The 19,938-nt window shown below is 46.9% G+C and carries 16 protein-coding genes; all 16 read left to right on the top strand.

Features of this window, described 5'->3' with window-relative positions:
* The first annotated feature begins 3 nt into the window (after nt 1-3).
* The 16 genes from cpsB to gndA all read left to right on the top strand — a co-directional run bounded on the left by cpsB (nt 4) and on the right by gndA (nt 19,772).
* On the top strand, nt 4-1,440 hold the full coding sequence (cpsB, locus tag ABOC97_RS08555) for a mannose-1-phosphate guanyltransferase (RefSeq protein WP_349596302.1): 1,437 nt from the start codon (nt 4-6) through the stop codon (nt 1,438-1,440).
* 113 nt (nt 1,441-1,553) lie between these two features.
* Entirely contained in the window at nt 1,554-2,924 is a 1,371-nt protein-coding gene (gene cpsG, locus ABOC97_RS08550) for a colanic acid biosynthesis phosphomannomutase CpsG (RefSeq protein WP_349596299.1), read from the top strand.
* A 379-nt stretch (nt 2,925-3,303) separates the two neighbouring features.
* The gene (gene wcaJ, locus ABOC97_RS08545) at nt 3,304-4,698 is read left to right on the top strand and encodes an undecaprenyl-phosphate glucose phosphotransferase (RefSeq protein WP_349596296.1); all 1,395 of its coding nucleotides are present in this window, start codon (nt 3,304-3,306) and stop codon (nt 4,696-4,698) included.
* A 9-nt stretch (nt 4,699-4,707) separates the two neighbouring features.
* Nucleotides 4,708-6,189, top strand: a complete 1,482-nt coding sequence (locus ABOC97_RS08540) for an MOP flippase family protein (protein WP_349596293.1) — start codon at nt 4,708-4,710, stop codon at nt 6,187-6,189.
* A 30-nt stretch (nt 6,190-6,219) separates the two neighbouring features.
* Nucleotides 6,220-7,500 (top strand): colanic acid biosynthesis pyruvyl transferase WcaK, encoded by a 1,281-nt coding sequence (gene wcaK, locus ABOC97_RS08535; protein WP_349596535.1) that lies wholly within the window; start codon nt 6,220-6,222, stop codon nt 7,498-7,500.
* The gene (wcaL, locus tag ABOC97_RS08530) at nt 7,497-8,720 is read left to right on the top strand and encodes a colanic acid biosynthesis glycosyltransferase WcaL (RefSeq protein ID WP_349596290.1); all 1,224 of its coding nucleotides are present in this window, start codon (nt 7,497-7,499) and stop codon (nt 8,718-8,720) included. The genes wcaK and wcaL overlap by 4 nt, the downstream gene beginning before the upstream one ends.
* Nucleotides 8,721-8,726: 6 nt before the next feature.
* Nucleotides 8,727-10,127 carry a colanic acid biosynthesis protein WcaM gene (gene wcaM, locus ABOC97_RS08525; protein WP_349596287.1) on the top strand — a complete coding sequence of 467 codons (1,401 nt, stop codon included), beginning with the start codon at nt 8,727-8,729 and terminating at the stop codon, nt 10,125-10,127.
* Between the two features lie 133 nt (nt 10,128-10,260).
* Complete coding sequence (gene galF, locus ABOC97_RS08520) at nt 10,261-11,154, top strand: UTP--glucose-1-phosphate uridylyltransferase GalF (RefSeq protein ID WP_349596284.1); 894 nt, start codon at nt 10,261-10,263, stop codon at nt 11,152-11,154.
* Between the two features lie 460 nt (nt 11,155-11,614).
* Complete coding sequence (gene rfbC / locus ABOC97_RS08515) at nt 11,615-12,157, top strand: dTDP-4-dehydrorhamnose 3,5-epimerase (protein WP_349596281.1); 543 nt, start codon at nt 11,615-11,617, stop codon at nt 12,155-12,157.
* Nucleotides 12,158-12,202: 45 nt separating this feature from the next.
* Nucleotides 12,203-13,021 carry an NAD-dependent epimerase/dehydratase family protein gene (locus ABOC97_RS08510; protein ID WP_349596278.1) on the top strand — a complete coding sequence of 273 codons (819 nt, stop codon included), beginning with the start codon at nt 12,203-12,205 and terminating at the stop codon, nt 13,019-13,021.
* Nucleotide 13,022: 1 nt separating this feature from the next.
* Nucleotides 13,023-14,012: a hypothetical protein gene (locus ABOC97_RS08505; RefSeq protein ID WP_349596275.1), complete on the top strand. Its 990-nt coding sequence runs from the start codon at nt 13,023-13,025 to the stop codon at nt 14,010-14,012.
* Between the two features lies 1 nt (nt 14,013).
* Nucleotides 14,014-15,270 carry a lipopolysaccharide biosynthesis protein gene (locus ABOC97_RS08500; protein ID WP_349596273.1) on the top strand — a complete coding sequence of 419 codons (1,257 nt, stop codon included), beginning with the start codon at nt 14,014-14,016 and terminating at the stop codon, nt 15,268-15,270.
* A complete protein-coding gene (locus ABOC97_RS08495) occupies nt 15,263-16,234 on the top strand; it encodes a glycosyltransferase family 2 protein (protein ID WP_349596271.1) in 972 nt (323 codons plus the stop codon). The genes ABOC97_RS08500 and ABOC97_RS08495 overlap by 8 nt, the downstream gene beginning before the upstream one ends.
* Nucleotides 16,224-17,291 (top strand): polymerase, encoded by a 1,068-nt coding sequence (locus ABOC97_RS08490; protein WP_349596268.1) that lies wholly within the window; start codon nt 16,224-16,226, stop codon nt 17,289-17,291. Before ABOC97_RS08495 ends, ABOC97_RS08490 begins: the two co-directional genes overlap by 11 nt.
* Nucleotides 17,281-17,814: a serine O-acetyltransferase gene (locus tag ABOC97_RS08485; RefSeq protein ID WP_318242440.1), complete on the top strand. Its 534-nt coding sequence runs from the start codon at nt 17,281-17,283 to the stop codon at nt 17,812-17,814. The genes ABOC97_RS08490 and ABOC97_RS08485 overlap by 11 nt, the downstream gene beginning before the upstream one ends.
* A gap of 551 nt (nt 17,815-18,365) precedes the next feature.
* Nucleotides 18,366-19,772 carry an NADP-dependent phosphogluconate dehydrogenase gene (gene gndA / locus ABOC97_RS08480; protein ID WP_052285265.1) on the top strand — a complete coding sequence of 469 codons (1,407 nt, stop codon included), beginning with the start codon at nt 18,366-18,368 and terminating at the stop codon, nt 19,770-19,772.
* Nucleotides 19,773-19,938: the final 166 nt, after the last annotated feature.

The raw sequence follows: 19,938 nt of genomic DNA, 5'->3' as shown, positions 1-19,938 counted from the left end.
ACGATGAGTCAATCTACGCTTTTCCCGGTCGTGATGGCCGGTGGCTCGGGCAGCCGCCTGTGGCCGTTGTCCCGAGTGCTTTATCCTAAGCAGTTCCTGTGCCTGAAAGGGGATATGACCATGCTGCAGGCGACGGTTAATCGCCTGCAAGGCGTGAAGTGCGCAAGCCCGGTGGTTATCTGCAACGAGGAACACCGTTTTATCGTCGCCGAGCAGCTGCGTCAGCTGAACAAGCTGACGGAAAATATCATTCTGGAACCGGCGGGGCGCAACACCGCCCCGGCGATTGCGCTGGCGGCGCTGGCGGCAAAGCGTCGTGAGCCGGAAAACGACCCGCTGATGCTGGTGCTGGCAGCGGATCATGTGATTCAAAATGAAGACGCATTCCGCGCTGCGGTACGCGAAGCCACGCCGTATGCCGAAAGCGGCAAGCTGGTGACATTCGGCATCGTTCCAGCGCTGCCGGAAACCGGCTATGGCTACATTCGTCGCGGCGAGGTGAGTCCGGGCGTTGAGGATACGCTGGCCTTTGAAGTGGCGCAGTTTGTTGAAAAACCGAATCTCAGCACCGCTCAGGCCTACGTGGCCTGCGGCGAGTATTACTGGAACAGCGGAATGTTCCTGTTCCGCGCCGGGCGCTACCTGGAGGAGCTGGGTAAATATCGCCCGGATATCCTCAGCGCCTGTGAGAAAGCGATGGATATCACCGACCCGGATTTGGATTTTATCCGCGTCGACGAAGCTGCGTTTCTGAGCTGCCCGGATGAGTCCATCGACTATGCGGTGATGGAACGTACCACCGATGCGGTGGTGGTACCGATGGACGCAGGCTGGAGCGACGTCGGCTCCTGGTCATCGCTGTGGGAAATCAGCACCCAAACGGCGGAAGGCAACGTCCACCACGGTGACGTTATCAGCCACAAAACGGAAAACAGCTACATTTACGCCGAATCGGGGCTGGTGACGACCGTCGGGGTAAAGGATTTGGTGGTGGTGCAAACCAAAGACGCGGTGCTTATCGCCGATCGCAACGCGGTGCAGGACGTGAAAAAGGTGGTCGAGAGAATTAAGGCCGACGGCCGTCACGAACACCATATCCACCGCGAGGTTTATCGCCCGTGGGGGAAATACGACTCGATTGACTCCGGCGACCGTTATCAGGTGAAACGCATCACCGTGAAGCCGGGCGAAGGGCTGTCGCTGCAGATGCATCATCACCGGGCAGAACACTGGATCGTGGTGGCCGGGACCGCCAAAGTTACCCTCAATGATGAGATCAAACTGCTGGGCGAAAACGAATCTATCTACATTCCGCTCGGCGTCACCCACTGCCTGGAAAACCCGGGGAAAATCCCGCTCGACCTGATTGAAGTGCGCTCCGGCACCTATCTGGAAGAGGACGACGTGGTGCGTTTCGCCGATCGCTACGGACGCGTGTAGCGCCCCACCGAACGTAGCCCGGATAAGCAAGGCGCCATCCGGCAAATCACGACACTAAAAATACATGACCCTCACCGGTCAGGGCCAACTGTTGCCTGAAGAAAGGTAAGAACATGAAAAAATTAACCTGTTTTAAAGCCTACGACATTCGCGGCAAGCTGGGCGAAGAGCTCAACGAAGATATCGCCTGGCGCATTGGCCGCGCCTACGGTGAATACCTGAAGCCGAAAACCATCGTGCTGGGCGGCGATGTACGTCTGACCAGCGAAGCGCTGAAGATGGCCTTAGCGAGAGGCCTGCGCGATGCGGGCGTTGACGTGCTGGATATCGGCCTTTCCGGCACTGAAGAGATTTACTTTGCCACTTTCCATCTTGGCGTTGACGGCGGCATTGAAGTGACTGCCAGCCACAACCCGATGGACTACAACGGCATGAAGCTGGTGCGTGAAGGTGCGCGCCCGATTAGCGGCGACACCGGCCTGCGCGATGTGCAGCGTCTGGCCGAGGCCAATGACTTCCCGCCGGTGGATGAAAACCAGCGCGGCAGCTACCAGAAAATGAACCTGCAGGACGCCTATATCGACCATCTGCTGGGTTATATCGACGTCAAAAACCTGACGCCGCTGAAGCTGGTGGTTAACTCCGGTAACGGCGCGGCAGGCCCGGTGATTGATGCGCTGGAAGCCCGCTTTAAGGCGCTGAGCGTGCCGGTGAACCTGATTAAAGTGCACAACACCCCGGACGGTACTTTCCCCCACGGTATTCCTAACCCGCTGCTGCCCGAGTGCCGCGACGACACCCGCAATGCGGTTATTAAATACGGTGCTGATATGGGCATCGCTTTCGACGGTGATTTTGACCGCTGCTTCCTGTTCGATGAAAAAGGCCAGTTTATCGAGGGCTACTACATTGTGGGTCTGCTGGCGGAAGCGTTCCTTGAGAAGAACCCCGGAGCGCGCATCATTCACGACCCGCGCCTGTCCTGGAACACCGTCGATGTGGTGACGGCGGCGGGCGGCACGCCGGTGATGTCAAAAACCGGCCATGCCTTTATTAAGGAACGTATGCGTCAGGACGACGCGGTATACGGCGGCGAAATGAGCGCTCACCACTACTTCCGCGACTTTGCCTACTGCGACAGCGGCATGATCCCGTGGCTGCTGGTCAGCGAACTGTTGAGCCTGAAGGGCAAAACGCTGGGCGAACTGGTGCGTGATCGAATGGCGGCCTTCCCGGCCAGCGGTGAGATCAACAGCAAGCTGGCGGAGCCGGGCGCGGCGATTGCCCGCGTAGAGGCTCATTTCGCTGGCAGCGCGCTGGAGATCGATCGCACCGACGGTATCAGCCTGGCGTTTGCCGACTGGCGCTTCAACCTGCGTTCTTCCAACACTGAACCGGTGGTGCGACTGAACGTGGAGTCGCGCGGGAATTCACCGCTGATGCAGGCGCGAACGCAGGACATTCTGGCGTTGCTGAATCAGTAATTGCTATTCCCCTCACCCTAACCCTCTCCCCACAGGGGAGAGGGGACCGTTCGAGCCCCTTTGGGTAGGGGGCCGTTTGAGCCACTGCGGTAAACGGTTTTCTCCCTCGCCCCTTTGGGTAGGGGACCGTTTGAGCCGCTGCGGTAAACGGTTTTCTCCCTCGCCCTTTTGGGTAGGGGGCCGTTCGAGCCGCTGCGGTAAACGGTTTTCTCCCTCGCCCATTTGGGTAGGGGGCCGTTCGAGCCACTGCGGTAAACGGTTTTCTCCCTCACCCCTTTGGGTAGGGGGCCGTGCGAGCCGCCGCGGTAAACGGTTTTCTCCCTCGCCCCCGTGGGGAGAGGGTCGGGGTGAGGGGATAATTGACGAAATAGGACCAACGATGACGACTCTAAAAAAGCGCGAACGAGCCAAAACGAATGCATCGTTAATCTCAATGGTGCAGCGTTTTTCAGACATCACCATCATGTTAGGTGGACTATGGCTGGTATGTCAGGCCGTCGCTTTGCCATTTTTGTACCTGCATTTGCTGATGGCGCTGGTCACGCTGGCGGTGTTCCAGATGATTGGCGGGATCACTGATTTTTATCGCTCATGGCGCGGTGTGCATATCACCACGGAGCTACTGCTGCTGTTGCAGAACTGGACGTTGAGCCTGGTCTTTGCTGCCGGGCTGCTGGCATTCAACGATGATTTTAATACCAACTTTGGCATGTGGCTGGCGTGGTATCTGTTGAGCACCATCGGCATGCTGGCGAGCCGGGTGTTCATTCGCTATGGCGCAGGCGTGCTACGTCACCGGGGATACAACACCCGCTACGTGGCGGTGGCTGGGGATATGCCGGAAGGGCAGGAGCTGCTGGAGAGTTTCCGCAACCAGCCGTGGCTTGGCTATGAAGTGGTGGGTAGCTATTACGAGGCCAAACCCGGCGGCGTCAATGCCGACTGGATGGGCAACCTCGAGCAGCTACGCGATGACGCCCGCAGCGGCAAAATCCACAACGTCTATATCTCGATGACGATGCAGGAAGAGAGCGATATCAAAAATCTGGTACGCGACCTGGCCGATACCACCTGTTCGGTACTGCTGATCCCCGATGTGTTCACCTTCAATATCCTTCACTCGCGGGTGGAAGTGGTCAACGGTATTCCGCTGGTGCCGCTGTACGACACGCCGCTGTCCGGGGTTAACCGCATCATCAAGCGCCTTGAAGACATTGTGCTGGCGCTGTGCATTCTGCTGCTGATTTCACCGGCGCTGTGCTGCATTGCGCTCGCGGTGAAGCTGACTTCGCCGGGGCCGATTATTTTCCGTCAGACCCGCTACGGCATGGACGGTAAGCCAATCAAAGTATGGAAATTCCGCTCGATGAAGGTGATGGAAAACGACTCGGTGGTCACTCAGGCGACGCAAAACGATCCGCGCGTGACCCGCGTCGGTAACTTCCTGCGCCGCACCTCGCTGGATGAGCTGCCGCAGTTTATCAATGTGCTCACCGGTGGGATGTCCATTGTTGGCCCACGTCCGCATGCGGTGGCGCACAACGAGCAGTACCGTCAGCTGATTGAGGGCTACATGCTGCGCCACAAAGTGAAACCGGGGATTACCGGCTGGGCGCAGATCAACGGCTGGCGCGGTGAAACCGATACCCTGGAAAAAATGGAAAAACGGGTGGAATTCGACCTCGAATACATCCGCGAATGGAGCCTGTGGCTCGATATCCGCATTGTGTTCCTGACGGTATTCAAAGGCTTTGTCAACAAAGCAGCCTACTGAGGAAGTGACATGGGCCTGAGAGAAAAAACCATCAGCGGCGCGAAATGGTCGGCGATGGCAACGGTGGTGATTATTGGTCTGGGGTTGGCGCAGATGACCGTACTGGCGCGGTTATTTGATGGCCACCAGTTTGGTCTGTTGACCGTGTCGTTGGTGATTATTGCGCTGGCGGACACGCTGTCGGATTTCGGCATCGCCAACTCGATTATCCAGCGGAAGGAAATCAGCCAACTGGAGCTGACCACGCTCTACTGGCTGAACGTGGGATTGGGGCTGGTGGTGTGCGCGGCGGTCTATCTGCTGAGCGATACCATTGCCCGCGCGCTGCACAACCCGGATCTGGCGCCGCTGATTAAAACGCTGTCGCTGGCATTTGTGGTTATTCCCCACGGCCAGCAGTTCCGCGCATTAATGCAAAAAGAGCTGGAGTTTAACAAGATTGGTTCGATTGAAACCGCGGCGGTGCTGTCCGGGTTTACCTTCACGGTCATTAGCGCCTGCTATTGGCCGCTGGCGATGACGGCTATTCTCGGTTATCTGGTTAACAGCGCGGTGCGTACGCTGCTGTTCGGCTATTTTGGCCGCAAAATCTACCGTCCAGGGCTGCATTTTTCGCTTAGTTCCGTGATGCCAAACCTGCGCTTTGGCGCATGGCTAACCGCCGATAGCATCATCAACTACGTCAATACCAACCTGTCGACGTTGACCCTGGCGCGTATTCTCGGTGCCAGCGTAGCCGGTGGCTACAACCTGGCCTACAACGTGGCGGTGGTGCCCCCGATGAAGCTCAACCCGATAATCACCCGCGTGCTGTTTCCGGCCTTTGCCAAAATTCAGGACGATAACCAAAAGCTGCGGGTCAATTTCTACAAGCTGCTGTCGGTGGTGGGGATTATCAATTTCCCGGCGCTGCTAGGGTTAATGGTGGTCAGCAATAACTTCGTGCCGTTGGTATTTGGCGAAAAATGGCTGCATATCGTGCCTATCCTGCAATTGCTGTGCGTCGTAGGGCTGCTGCGTTCGGTTGGCAACCCGATTGGTTCGCTGCTGATGGCGAAAGCGCGAGTCGATATCAGCTTTAAATTCAACGTTTTTAAAACCTTCCTGTTTATTCCGGCGGTGATTATCGGCGGGCAGCTTGGCGGCGCGATTGGCGTCACCTTCGGCTTCCTGCTGGTGCAAATTATCAACACCGTTCTTAGCTACTTCGTGATGATTAAACCGGTGCTGGGACCCAGCTACCGCGACTACCTGTTAAGCCTGTGGCTGCCGCTGCGGTTGTCGCTGCCGACGCTTATCACCAGCTATGTCGTTGGCCGCCTGCTGGAAGGCAGCCTGGCGCTATCGCTGCTGTTGGCACTACAGGTACTGGCGGGTGTGGTGAGTTTTGCACTGGTTGTTCTGCTCTCCCGCAACAGTTTGCTTATTGAACTTAAAACAACGCTCTGTCGGAGCGAAAAATTAAAGACGTTATTACGCGTTGCTAATTGATTGACTTGAACCCCCTTTGATGAGGCCATGATGAAATTATTAATTTTGGGCAACCATACCTGCGGCAACCGCGGCGATAGCGCCATTATGCGTGGGCTACTCGATGCGATACTCCGTCAGCAGCCAGATGTTGAGATGGATGTGATGAGCCGTTTTCCGATCAGTTCCTCCTGGTTGCAGGGGCGCGAGATTATCGCCGATCCGTTGTATCAGCTCAGCCAGAAGCAGCAGGCGGCGCCGGGTGTCAGTGGGCGCGTGAAGAAGGTGCTGCGCCGTCGCTTCCAGCATAAGATTTTACTGGCGAAAGTGACTGGCGAAGGCAAGCTGCGCAACTTTGAAATTGCGCCTGAATTTCATGAGTTTGTGCGTTTTCTCGGCAAATATGATGCGATAATTCAGGTCGGCGGGTCGAACTATGTCGATCTCTACGGTTTGACGCACTTCGAATATCCGCTGTGCGCCTTTATGGCCAATAAGCCTATCTACATGATCGGCCACAGCGTGGGGCCGTTCCAGAACCCAGACTTTAACCAGCTGGCGAACTACGCCTTTGGCCGTACCAATGCGTTAATTCTGCGCGAAACCGTCAGCCGTGAGCTGATGGCGAAGGCGCAGATTGATACCCGCAAAGTAGAGCAGGGCGTTGACACCGCCTGGCTGGTGGAACATCGCAACGACAGTTTTGAACCGAGCTACGCGGTGCAGCACTGGTTGAACCTGACGGCGCAGCGTAAAACTGTCGCTATCACCCTGCGCGAGCTGGAGCCGTTTGATAAACGCCTGGGCACTACCCAGCAGGCCTATGAAAAAGCCTTTGCCGAGGTGGTGAATCGCATGATTGCGGACGGCTACCAGGTGCTGGCGCTGTCGACCTGTACCAGCATCGACCGCTATAATCGCGACGATCGCATGGTGGCGCTGCGCATGTCGCAGTATGTTGAAAACCGCGAACACTTCCATATCGCCATGGATGAACTGAACGACGTGGAGATTGGCAAAATTCTCTCTTCGTGTTCGCTGACCATCGGCACCCGCTTGCATTCGGCCATTATCTCCATGAACTTTGGCACCCCGGCTATCGCCATTAACTACGAGCACAAATCAGCTGGGATTATGCAGCAGCTGGGCATGCCGGAGATGGCTATCGACATTCGTCATCTGCTGGATGGCTCCATGCAGGGCGTGGTGGCCGATATGTTAAATCAGCTGCCCGCGCTCGCTGAACGCGTAGCGACGGCGGTGGAAGGCGAGCGGCAGAAAGGCTTTACCATGATTGAGTCGGTGCTAAACCGCATCCGGGAGGGCCGATGAAAGTCAGTTTCTTCCTGCTGAAATTCCCGTTAGCGTCGGAAACCTTCGTCCTAAACCAGATTGTGGCGTTTATTGAAATGGGCCACGAGGTGGAGATTGTCGCCCTGCAGAAGGGCGATTTGACCAACACCCACGCGGCCTATACCCAGTATCGGCTGGCGGAAAAAGTTCGCTGGTTGCAGGATGAACCGCCGACCGCGCTGGCGAAGCTGCGCTATCGCGGGTTCAGCACCCTGTGTGGCCTGCATCGCCCTGCGGTTTGGCGGGCGCTCAATATGCAGCGCTACGGCCACGAGGCTCGCAATCTGATCCTCTCATCAATTTGCAGCCGCACGCCCGCGCCCATTACCGCAGATGTGTTCATCGCCCACTTTGGCCCGGCGGGCGTCACTGCAGCGAAGCTGCGAGAGCTGGGCGTCATTCGCGGCAAAATTGCCACGGTGTTCCACGGGATCGATATTTCCAGCCGCGAAGTGCTGAACCATTACACCGGTGAATATCAGCAGCTCTTCCGCCGGGGTGACATGATGCTGCCAATCAGCCAGCTGTGGGCCGACCGCCTGCAGGCGATGGGCTGCCCGATGGATAAGATCACCGTCTCGCGGATGGGCGTCAATATGGAGCGTTTCGCTCTGCGCCCACTAAAAGCGCCGCACGCATGTTTGCAAATTATCTCCGTGGCGCGTTTGACCGAGAAAAAAGGGCTACATGTGGCGATTGAAGCCTGTCGCCAATTGAAAGAGCAGGGCGTCAATTTTCGTTACCGCATTCTTGGCATTGGGCCATGGGAGCGCCGCTTGCGCACGCTGATTGAGCAATATCAACTGGAAGACCGGGTCGAGATGTCTGGTTTTAAGCCGAGCCACGAGGTGAAGGCGATGCTTGATGACGCGGACGTTTTCCTGCTGCCGTCAATTACCGGCGCAGATGGCGATATGGAGGGGATCCCGGTGGCGCTGATGGAAGCGATGGCGGTGGGGATCCCTGTGCTGTCCACCGTACACAGCGGTATTCCGGAACTGATCGACTCCGGTCATTCAGGCTGGCTGGTGGATGAGAACGATGCCAGGGCGCTGGCCGATAAGTTGCGGGCATTAGGACGGATGGATGAACAGAGTCTGCAACCGGTACTGGCGCGCGCGCGCGCCAAGGTGGAAACCGATTTTAATCAGCAGGTGATTAACCGCCAGCTTGCTGGCCTGCTGCACACGCTTTGCTAAGGAGGCTTGATGCATACCTTAACCCGACGCTACTTTCTGACGGCTGGCGCAACGCTGGCCGCTGCCTTGCCGGTTCTTCCCGTCGCCAGCGCGCGCGCAGCGGGAAAGAGCGCTGTTGCCGATATTCGTGATTTCCTGCGCAGCGACGACTGGATCCGGGCATTCAATGACGCCTTTAGCCGCGCGGACACCGTCATCGTCCCGGCAGAAGTTATCTGCGATAACATCAATACGGCTATCACCATCCCGGCCGGGAAAACGCTGCATATTGCCGGTGGCCTGAAAGGCAACGGTCGTGGCCGGTTTATCTTACAAAAAGGCTGCCAGATTATCGGTAGCGGTGCGGCGAGCCTGCACAACATTACCCTCGACGTGCGCGGCGGCGATTGCACTATCGCCGGGTTGAACATGAGCGGATATGGGCCGGTGGCACAGATATTTATCGGCGGCAAGGATAAAAATCAGATGCGCAATTTGACCGTTACTCGCCTGACTATCACCAAAGCCAACTACGGCATTCTGCGTCAGGGATTCCATAATCAGTGGGTCGATGTCAACATCACCCACTGCCACTTTAGCTATCTACAAGGTGATGCGATTGAGTGGAACGTGGCGATTAACGACCGCAACATTCTTATCTCCGACCACGTTATTGACCATATCGACTGTACCAACGGTAAAGTGAACTGGGGTATCGGCATTGGCCTTGCGGGCAGCACCTACGATAATGGCTATCCGGAAGAGCAGGCGGTCAAAAATTTCGTCGTCGCCAACATCACCGGCAGCAACTGCCGACAGCTGGTTCACGTCGAAAACGGCAAACACTTTATTATCCGTAATGTGAAAGCCAGCAATATCACGCCGGATTTCAGTAAGAAGGCGGGAATAGATAATGCCACGGTCGCGATATACGGATGTGATAATTTCGTTATCGATGGTATTGATATGGTTAATAGTGCCGGTATGTTAATTGGCTATGGTGTTATCAAAGGTAACTATCTGTCTATACCGCAAAACTTCCGCTTGAATAATATCCAGCTGGATAATAGTCAGCTGGCATATAACGTGCGGGGTATTCAGATCTCATCCGGCAACAACCCGTCGTTTGTTTCCATCACCAACCTCACCATGAAGCGCGCCGCGCTTGAGATTCATAACAAGCCACAGCACTTTTTCCTGCGCAATATCAATGTGATGCAGGAGTCGGCTCGCGGAGCGGCTCTGCAGATCAACTTTGACTTACGTAAGGACGTCCGCGGGAAGTTTATGGCGCGCGATGACACGCTGCTGTCGATGGCCAACGTCACGGCGGTGAATGAGAAGGGTCAGCCATCGGTGGATATAGACCATGTTGACCAGCGGGTGGTTAATGTTGAGCGGCTGAATTTCGCGCTACCACATCGTTGAAGACGATAAGCCACTCTATTCTCAGACTACACTCAGGGTTTTCACCTACTTGAAGCAGTACTATGAGAAAACAGAGTGGATTAAACATGTTTAATCGCTATAATTCATCAACCGAATATAGGTGGACAAGATAATGGTTAATTTGAAAGCAGTCATTCCGGTAGCGGGCCTGGGTATGAATATGTTACCCGCCACGAAGGCCATTCCTAAAGAGATGCTGCCGATCGTCGACAAGCCAATGGTTCAGTACATCGTTGACGAAGTGGTTGCTGCAGGGATCAAAGAAATCGTTCTGGTCACACATGCATCGAAAAACTCGGTGGAAAACCACTTCGACACGTCCTATGAACTTGAAGCACTGCTTGAGCTGCGTGTAAAACGCCAGCTGTTGGCGGAAGTTCAGGCTATCTGTCCTCCTGGCGTGACTATCATGAACGTGCGTCAGGCTCAGCCTCTAGGCTTGGGTCACTCCATTCTCTGCGCGCATCCGATTGTTGGCGATAACCCGTTTGTGGTTGTCCTGCCGGATATCGTGCTGGACAGCGCTAGCGCCGATCCTCTGCGTTATAATCTGGCGGCCATGGTTGCACGTTTCAACGAGACGGGCCGTAGCCAGGTGCTGGCAAAACGTATGCCGGGTGATCTTTCAGAATATTCTGTGATCAAGACAAAAGATCCGCTGGATGTTGAAGGTAAAGTGAGCCGTATCGTCGACTTTATCGAAAAACCCGATCAGCCGCAGGAGCTCGACTCTGATCTGATGGCCGTTGGCCGCTATGTTCTTTCTGCTGATATCTGGGCTGAGCTCGCAAAAACCGTGCCGGGTGCATGGGGCCGTATCCAGCTGACCGATGCGATTGCTGAACTGGCGAAAAAACAGTCTGTTGATGCAATGCTAATGACCGGTGAAAGCTACGACTGCGGTAAGAAGATGGGGTATATGCAAGCGTTTGTGCAGTATGGGCTTCGGAACCTGAAGGAAGGGGCGAAGTTCAGGAAAAGTATTGAGAAACTGCTGACGGAGTAGGGTGTTTAAGGTGGTTATTAATGCGTTGCATTAAGTATTGAAAAATGGCAGTGGATATTATGAACTTCGGAATTTTAGAAGCTCGTAGTTGAAACTGCTTTTTTGTTTAAGAATTATTAATAGAGAGATTGTATCTTTCTATACAATGGATCTTAATATTTATCGAACAAGTGAGAACAGAATTTATTGTTACCAACATTTTTATTTTTTAAAAATAAAAGTGTAAGATTATTCTGTTCTATGAAGTAATGTTCAGTGCACTGGTAGCTGTTAAGCCAGGGGCGGTAGCGTGCTTTTTTATTTTAATTAGAACCTCATATTTAAGTATTCAAACCCTACTAATTAGCGTTATGACATCAATAAAGATTTCCACTGTCAAAATACGCAAGCGTATATGAAATGTAAATACGAATTTGAAAAAGTAAATCAGGCTGCACAGTAAATTATATCGAGGTAACACATGAATGTCATTGAAACAAAATTATCCGGTTGTTTAATTATTGAACCAACCATTTACAGGGATGATAGAGGTTTTTTTCTTGAAGAGTGGCACAGGGATAAATATAGTGAAATAGGTATTACATCTGAATTTGTACAAGACAATAGATCCCGCTCAAGCAAAAATATTCTCAGAGGACTGCATTTTCAAATAAATAAACCTCAAGGGAAATTAGTTAGTGTTACAAGTGGATGCGTATATGATGTTGCCGTTGACCTTAGGGTAGATTCAGCCACATTTGGTCAATATGTTGGAGTTGTGTTAACTGGAGATAAAAATAACCAATTGTACATCCCTCCTGGTTTTGCTCACGGTTTCTGTGTTTTGAGTGAATATGCCGATTTTCATTATAAATGTACGGATTTCTATGATCCAAAAGACGAAAGCGGTATTATTTGGAATGATAACGAAATTGCGATTGATTGGCCAATAGACTCCCCAATTCTATCCCCAAAAGATAATCTACTACCTACATTCGCTGATTATAAAAAATTACCAAAATAATTAGATATATTTTCTTATAAATTCATTTTTATGTGAGGTTAGTCAATGGATAATTGCACAATCATAGGTGCTTCGGGATTTATTGGATCAAATTTACATTCATTTCTCAGTGCCAAAAATATAAAGTGCTTCTGCCCGCCTAGAGATTTTAACTACGCTAGTGAAGTTAAACTTGGGGTTGTTTTTTATTGTGCAGGATACGGTGATTGTAGTAATAATTTTTTGAATGTTGTTGATGCAAATCTTACAAATATAGTAAGCCTTATAAAAAATGGAAACTTTGATAAACTAGTATATGTTTCATCAACTAGGCTATATATGAACTCTAAGTTATCAACAGAGAGTTCTGATCTCATAATTGGAAATGATGATAATAGGAAGCTATTTAATATTACTAAATTGGCGGCTGAGGAAATATGTAGGATCAGTGATAAAAATATTGTTGTAGTGAGACCATCAAATGTCTATGGGCTTGCAATTAATAGTCCTTTATTTTTGCCAAAAATAATAAAAAATGCGATAAATAATAAACATGTAGATATGTTTGTGGATCCTACGTATTCAAAAGATTATGTTTCTGTTTCAGATGTTGTTGAATTAATGTATAAACTAGCCTTCTGCAAAAATAATGTAGAAGGTGTTTATAATATAGCAAGTGGCTATAATATTAATGCTCAGTCTATTGCCGATATTTTAATAAAAGAAACTGGATGTACAGTTCAGTGGCATGAAAATAGCACCAAAGAAGAATTTCCAGTTATAGATATGACTAAGACTAACAAAATAATCCCTCACAATTATAGAGACATGCTAGACGATCTACGTGATATGATCTCAAAATTCAAAAGTAGCGGAGGAGTGTAAAGTGTCTGAAGGAGTAAAAAGGACTGTTTTATTCATTTCACCTTCTTTTTTTGGGTATGAAAAAGAAATCACAAAGGAATTAAGTCTTAATAATAATGTTATATTCTGGGATGAGCGACCAAGCAATAGTTCTTTTTATAAAGTACTTTTAAGGCTAGGACTTAAATGGCTAATCAAGAAATATAATAATGAATATTATGATGAACATATTGAAAAGATAAAAGATAAAAAAATAGATGTTGTATTTGTTTTGAATCCAGAAGCTATAGATCTTGAAATTTTAAAAAAAATCAAATCTGTGGTTTTAAATAATAACAGTCAATGTGACTTTGTCATTTATTTATGGGATTCAGTGAAAAATAAACCCACAGTAAAATCTATATTGAGTGAGTTTGATTTTAAATATACATTTGATCATGACGATTCTACGTCGATGGGCATGAGTTTTCTGCCACTATTTTATTCTGACAATATAGACAAAATAATAAATAAAAAAAATGACTATCTATTTTGTTTTATAGGTACTGCACATTCTGACCGAATTAATGTTGTTGACGAAATTTTGTCCAATAATAGAGTGTCGAAGAACTTCAAGTCATATCTTTTTTTCTATTACCCAAGTAAATTTATTTTTTTAATCAGAAACATAACAGCAAAAATAAAAGTGAAGGTGAATTTTAAAGCATTATCTAAAAATGAAGTGATCCAGAAAATGAGCGCGTCGGAGATCATCATTGATATTCATCACCCTAAGCAAACAGGGTTGACGATGAGGACTCTAGAATGTATAGGGCTAAATAAAAAAATAATCACGACCAATGAATCTGTTAAAAAATATGATTTTTATGATCCTAAAATGATATGCATTATATCTAGAAAAAATGTTAAGATTCCTGACGGATTTATAGAGTCACAGGCTGTTGGTTATTTAAATAGAGAGAAGTATAAGCTGAGTCAATGGCTACACCAAATTATCCCTTCGGAAGAATAGGATGAATAAATCAATTATTATTGGGTTGCTGGTGCTTTTTATGGAGAGAGGAACTCAAATCATTTCTGCTATTTATGCGAATCATTTGATCTCTCGACATTTGACCATTGAGCAGTTCGGTGTTTGGCAGTATGCATTTACATTTTCTAATGTATTAATGACATTAAGCTGGATGTGTGGGTCTGAATCTGTAGTACCTAAACTTACAGGTTATTCATTACGAGAAAAACTCTCTTATTGCAATGTTATATTTTTTACTAGAATTTTTGTTTCATTTTTTGCCACATTAATAACTCTAGTAGCTGCTTTTACAGTTGATAGTGAGGTGGTTAAGTATTACTTATTAATTACGTCAATTTCAATTTTAGTTCGTGAGCCTTTGATGATCGGTTTTGCTAAATGGCAATCTGAGGGGAAATTATATTATTCAGGAGCTATTCAGATAATTGGTTGTGGAGTTCGAATTGCAACACTTTATCTGATCGTAACGGCATATGGTGTGAATGAAAAATTGCTAGCTGTTCCTTGGGTTCTAGAAGGTGTGCTAGTTGGTTTATGTATATATTGTTGTTCAATTGGTAAAATCCCTAGTGTAAAATCGTTTAACTACGCAGATATTAAACAACTTCTGAAACGTAGTTTCTTTATATGGGGAGGCGTGGTGGCATATGCTATCTTTATAAAACTTGATAGAATTTTGCTAAAGGAGTATTTAAATGCAGATATTTACGGTATCTATAGTGCTGCATCACAACTTAATGAGAATACCGCATCTGTAACTTTAATATTAATCCAGGTTATTGCACCATTGTTACTCTATAAACATAATAAATGGAGTGAGTATAACAAAAATCTCATTCGACTATGTACAGCAATGGCTGGGTTTTTTATTTTACTGTCTATATCGATAATGCCTTTTTCTCAGTCGATATTTAATTTTGTGTTTGGGCATGAATATGAAATGTCTGCAAAATACTATAATATGTTAATATTCCTACTGCCATTATATGCGATAGATAACATGATTAATGCAGCAAATTTAATCTCGAAAAGTTATTATTATTATTCTATAAAATGGGCTGTGATTTTTATATTCTGCATAAGCGTATTTTTAACCTTAAATAATACATTTAAAAATTTAGCTATTATCAATATGTACATATCATTAAGTACTTCTTTATTGTTATCAGTATCTATATCAATATACTGGTATCTTACTGTGACTAAAAAGCACATGATGGATAATAAAAATGATTAGTATTATAAGCCCTGTATTAGGTACATCAGATAAGGTCAGAAAATTTATATCTTCCATCTTGTCTTTGTCTTATCCAGATGACCCACTATTGAAGTGTATCGAGCTTGTTATAATAGACGATGGTTCTTCAGTTGATTTAAGAAGTACTGTAATGAGTTATTATCCTTCTTTTAAAGAAAGAAATTGGAACCTTAAATTTATAAGGAATGATGTCAATTGCGGACGTGCTTATTCGAGGAATCGGGCCGCAGAGCAAGCTACGTATGAATGGCTTTTTTTTGTTGATATAGATAATCTTATTCAAGAAAACTGTCTTAATAATCTACTGGCTATGATCGTAAATAGTAATGATGATTTTGTCGCGAGAGCTAATGTTCGCTGCCATTTAGAGCGACGAAGCGAAAGCAATTATGTGTCATATTTTGACTCTAGATACTTAGGCAATAGAGTTGAAGGTGATGTTGAAATTGACTATAGATATTTTGCAAGTGATGCCTTTATTATAAAGAAAGATCTATTCAACTTTTTAAACGGTTTTGATGAATCTTTTAGACATTATGGTTGTGAAGATGAAGAGTTTGGTATCCGATTGCGAAATGAAAAAATCAAGTTCTATTTTTGTAGCAACGCGCTGCTAATAGATGATGATAATCCAACATTGGATCGAGCATGTACCAGAATAGTCTCTTATAGTAGATATTCAGTGCCGTTGCTCGTAAAAAAACATCCAAAAGCATTACCGAACCTGTTATTTCCGGCAGTTGAAAAAGAAAATACTCCAGTAACATTACTATTAAAAATTGTCTTATCGATTATCGTTAATTTAAAACTTAATGATTTCATGAGAGTTATTCTTAATAAGTTGGATAACAAGCGGAGATACTATATACCTAGTTTATTTTATAAAGCAGTACTGGCTGCGTATTATATTAAAGGATACAATTGTCGGGGCGATGATGACTAGTTTATTATTTGTGCTTGGTACTCTTTTTATATTTAGTTACCCGTTTTTTATTTTTCAGTTTGCTATATTCTGTTGTGTGTTTGTACAGCAAGGTTTTAAATTAGAAAGAAATAGCGTCTTCTTTATTGCAATCTCAGCGCTCTCGTTGATGATTCATTTGTATATGGGAAGTGTAAACAAAATATATTTGTTTACTAGTGTCTGTTGTTTATTGGCAGCAACGGTTCCTTCTTTATATGAGTATTGCAATGCTAAAATTGAAAATATAAAATGGGAAAGGTTGATAAACGTCGGTATTTATTTTCACATTGTTACCTTTCTTATTCAATATATATCTTTTAAAGTATTTCATATAGATATAGATTATGGGAAGTTACTGTTAGGACCACCACACCGAAGTAGTTATAATGGGTTTGATTATCGAGCTACAGGAGTGTTTGCTGAGCCAAGTATTTTTGCAGCACATATGATCTGTCTGCTTGTAATGAAATATGTTATAGCCAGAAGTAATTCATTACTAACCTATGTTGCTCTTTTTTGTATGGTGTTGTCGGGGTCAACTGTTTCGGTACTTAGTGTTCTCGCTTATTTTATAATTACTATAAAATTTACACTGAAATGGTTGAAGAATGATTTTTTACCATTTTTATTCCTTATGCCATCGATACTAGGGAATCTATTTTGGAGAGGGGCATACATCTCCTCTGGGAATGATGGGAGCACAACTTTTAAAATAGATTTAATAAAATCATTCTTAAATGATTTATCAGTTTTTAATATAGGGTATGGAATGGTGGGCTACTATAAAGGAGCCCCAGAATATCTCCAGTCAATTTTTGATGTGACGGTTTTTGGTAGCAGTTTAATCGTATTCGGTTTTTGGTTTGGGGCTTTTGTGTCCTTAGTTTGGATGTCGGTCTTTTACAAGGTTTCGAAAATATCAATTAGACTTTCAATACTATGTTTGTTGCCATGTTTAAAATTAACATTCCTGTTTCCAATATTCTGGCTTTATTTGAAGTTTTTAAATGAATATGTGAGAAAAGATGATGAATAAAATTAAGTTAGATATTCAAAGGTATAAGAGGCTTGTAGGTGATAACTCAGATTTCAATTTTCGAAATTATTCTATGATTTTATCGCCTAGACTCATACCTAATCTATTCTACCGAATTTCATTCTATTTAAACAGAAAACGATATCGCAGACTCTCTAAGATTTTTTCACTTTTTAATGTTATATTATTTAACATCGAAATTGCAGCTGAATGTGAAATTGGCGGTGGTTTTTTTATTCCTCACACAACAGGAATCGTGATCGGTGCTAAAGAGATAGGTTGCAATTGTACTATTTATCAGAATGTGACTATTGGCGCAAAAGAGCTAGATATGAAGTATAGTGCTGACAAGCGACCAACAATTGAGGATGATGTAACAATTGGAACAGGGGCAGTTGTTTTAGGTTCTATAACTATAGGTACTGGCTCACGAATTGCGGCTAACTCTGTTGTAATAAAAAGCGTTGATAAGAATGAATTGGTAGGCGGAGTTCCTGCAAAACATTTACGATTTATCAAATGATGATCGTAAATGTTATTTTTTAATGATGATAGAGAAATTTAATTGGTTTTTTCGTCGCTGACGGAAGTGGTTCTTGTTCTTATCTGGTTATTTCTGGGGTTCCAAAAAAAATCACTACTTGTCTATGATGGGGCAATGATGCATATATAATGTTGGTTCTTATATTACTGGTATGAAAGGTATATTGAAAATCGCCACTTCTTAATGAAAGAACTCAATTCTTTCATGCGGTCAAAAAAATACAAGACTAAAGATTGCATATATTCAAGGGATCACCTAAGGAAGTAATTGGTTATTTAAAGAAAACATTTTAAATAAAGTGAGATAATATTAAAACCCACTGCGAATAGTTGTGAATTAGTTGCTTCAATAAAATGGTTGTGTTTATCTAAATGGGTTTGATTTATTGTTATTCGGTCATTTAATAACGTCACATTAAAGTGTTATATAGTCATGCTATTTTTTTTGTTTTCTAGTCATTACCTGAGTTACTATAAGAAAAAATCAAGCTGCGCGTTGATTCGCAGTACCACACCTGACAGGAGTATGTAATGTCCAAGCAACAGATCGGCGTTGTCGGTATGGCAGTGATGGGGCGCAACCTGGCGCTCAACATCGAAAGCCGCGGTTATACCGTCTCCATCTTCAACCGCTCCCGCGAAAAAACCGAAGAAGTTGTTGCCGAGAACCCGGGTAAGAAACTGGTTCCGCACTACACGGTGAAGGAGTTCGTCGAGTCTCTTGAAACCCCACGTCGTATCCTGTTAATGGTGAAAGCGGGCGCTGGCACCGATGCTGCCATCGATTCCCTGAAGCCGTACCTTGATAAAGGCGACATCATCATTGATGGTGGCAATACCTTCTTCCAGGACACCATTCGTCGTAACCGTGAACTGTCTGCTGAAGGCTTTAACTTCATCGGTACCGGTGTATCCGGTGGTGAAGAGGGTGCACTGAAAGGCCCATCCATCATGCCTGGCGGTCAGAAAGAAGCGTACGAACTGGTTGCTCCGATCCTGACTAAGATTGCAGCGGTTGCTGAAGATGGCGAGCCGTGTGTGACTTATATCGGTGCTGATGGTGCAGGTCACTACGTGAAAATGGTTCACAACGGTATCGAATACGGCGACATGCAGCTGATTGCTGAAGCCTATTCTCTGCTGAAAGGTGGCCTGAATCTGTCTAATGACGAGTTGGCTACCACTTTCACCGAGTGGAATGAAGGCGAGCTGAGCAGCTACCTGATCGACATCACCAAAGATATCTTCACCAAGAAAGATGAAGAGGGTAAATACCTGGTTGATGTGATTCTGGATGAAGCCGCTAACAAAGGCACCGGTAAATGGACCAGCCAGAGCTCTCTGGATCTGGGCGAGCCGCTGTCTCTGATCACCGAATCCGTATTCGCTCGTTATATCTCCTCCCTGAAAGAGCAGCGCGTTGCAGCATCAAAAGTGCTGACTGGCCCGCAGGCTAAACTGGCTGGTGATAAAGCGGAATTTATCGAGAAAGTACGCCGCGCACTGTATCTGGGTAAAATCGTCTCCTACGCGCAGGGCTTCTCTCAGCTGCGTGCTGCTTCAGACGAATACAACTGGGATCTGAACTACGGCGAAATCGCGAAGATCTTCCGCGCGGGCTGCATCATTCGTGCGCAGTTCCTGCAGAAAATCACCGACGCCTACGCTGAAAATGCGGGCATCGCAAACCTGCTGTTGGCACCGTACTTCAAAAATATCGCTGACGATTACCAGCAGGCGCTGCGTGATGTTGTGGCTTACGCTGTGCAGAACGGTATCCCGGTACCAACGTTCTCTGCTGCAGTCGCATACTACGACAGCTACCGTGCAGCGGTTCTGCCAGCTAACCTGATTCAGGCTCAGCGTGACTACTTCGGGGCGCATACCTATAAACGTACCGATAAAGAGGGTGTGTTCCACACCGAATGGCTGGATTAATCTGATTTAAGCCAACCGTAAATGCAGGCCCGGAGCGCTCCTCCGGGCTTTTTTATGCCCAGAAAACAGCATTCAGTCAGGTCTGATAGCCGCCGTTGCAGTAAATCGCGATATACTGGCCCTACGCTTACCCGATACCACAGCGTTGGGTCCCACGGTGGTGACG

The sequence above is a fragment of the Kluyvera huaxiensis genome, assembly GCF_040149365.1.
GTDB lineage: Bacteria > Pseudomonadota > Gammaproteobacteria > Enterobacterales > Enterobacteriaceae > Kluyvera > Kluyvera intermedia_A.
This window is presented reverse-complemented; position numbering and strand designations above follow the sequence as displayed.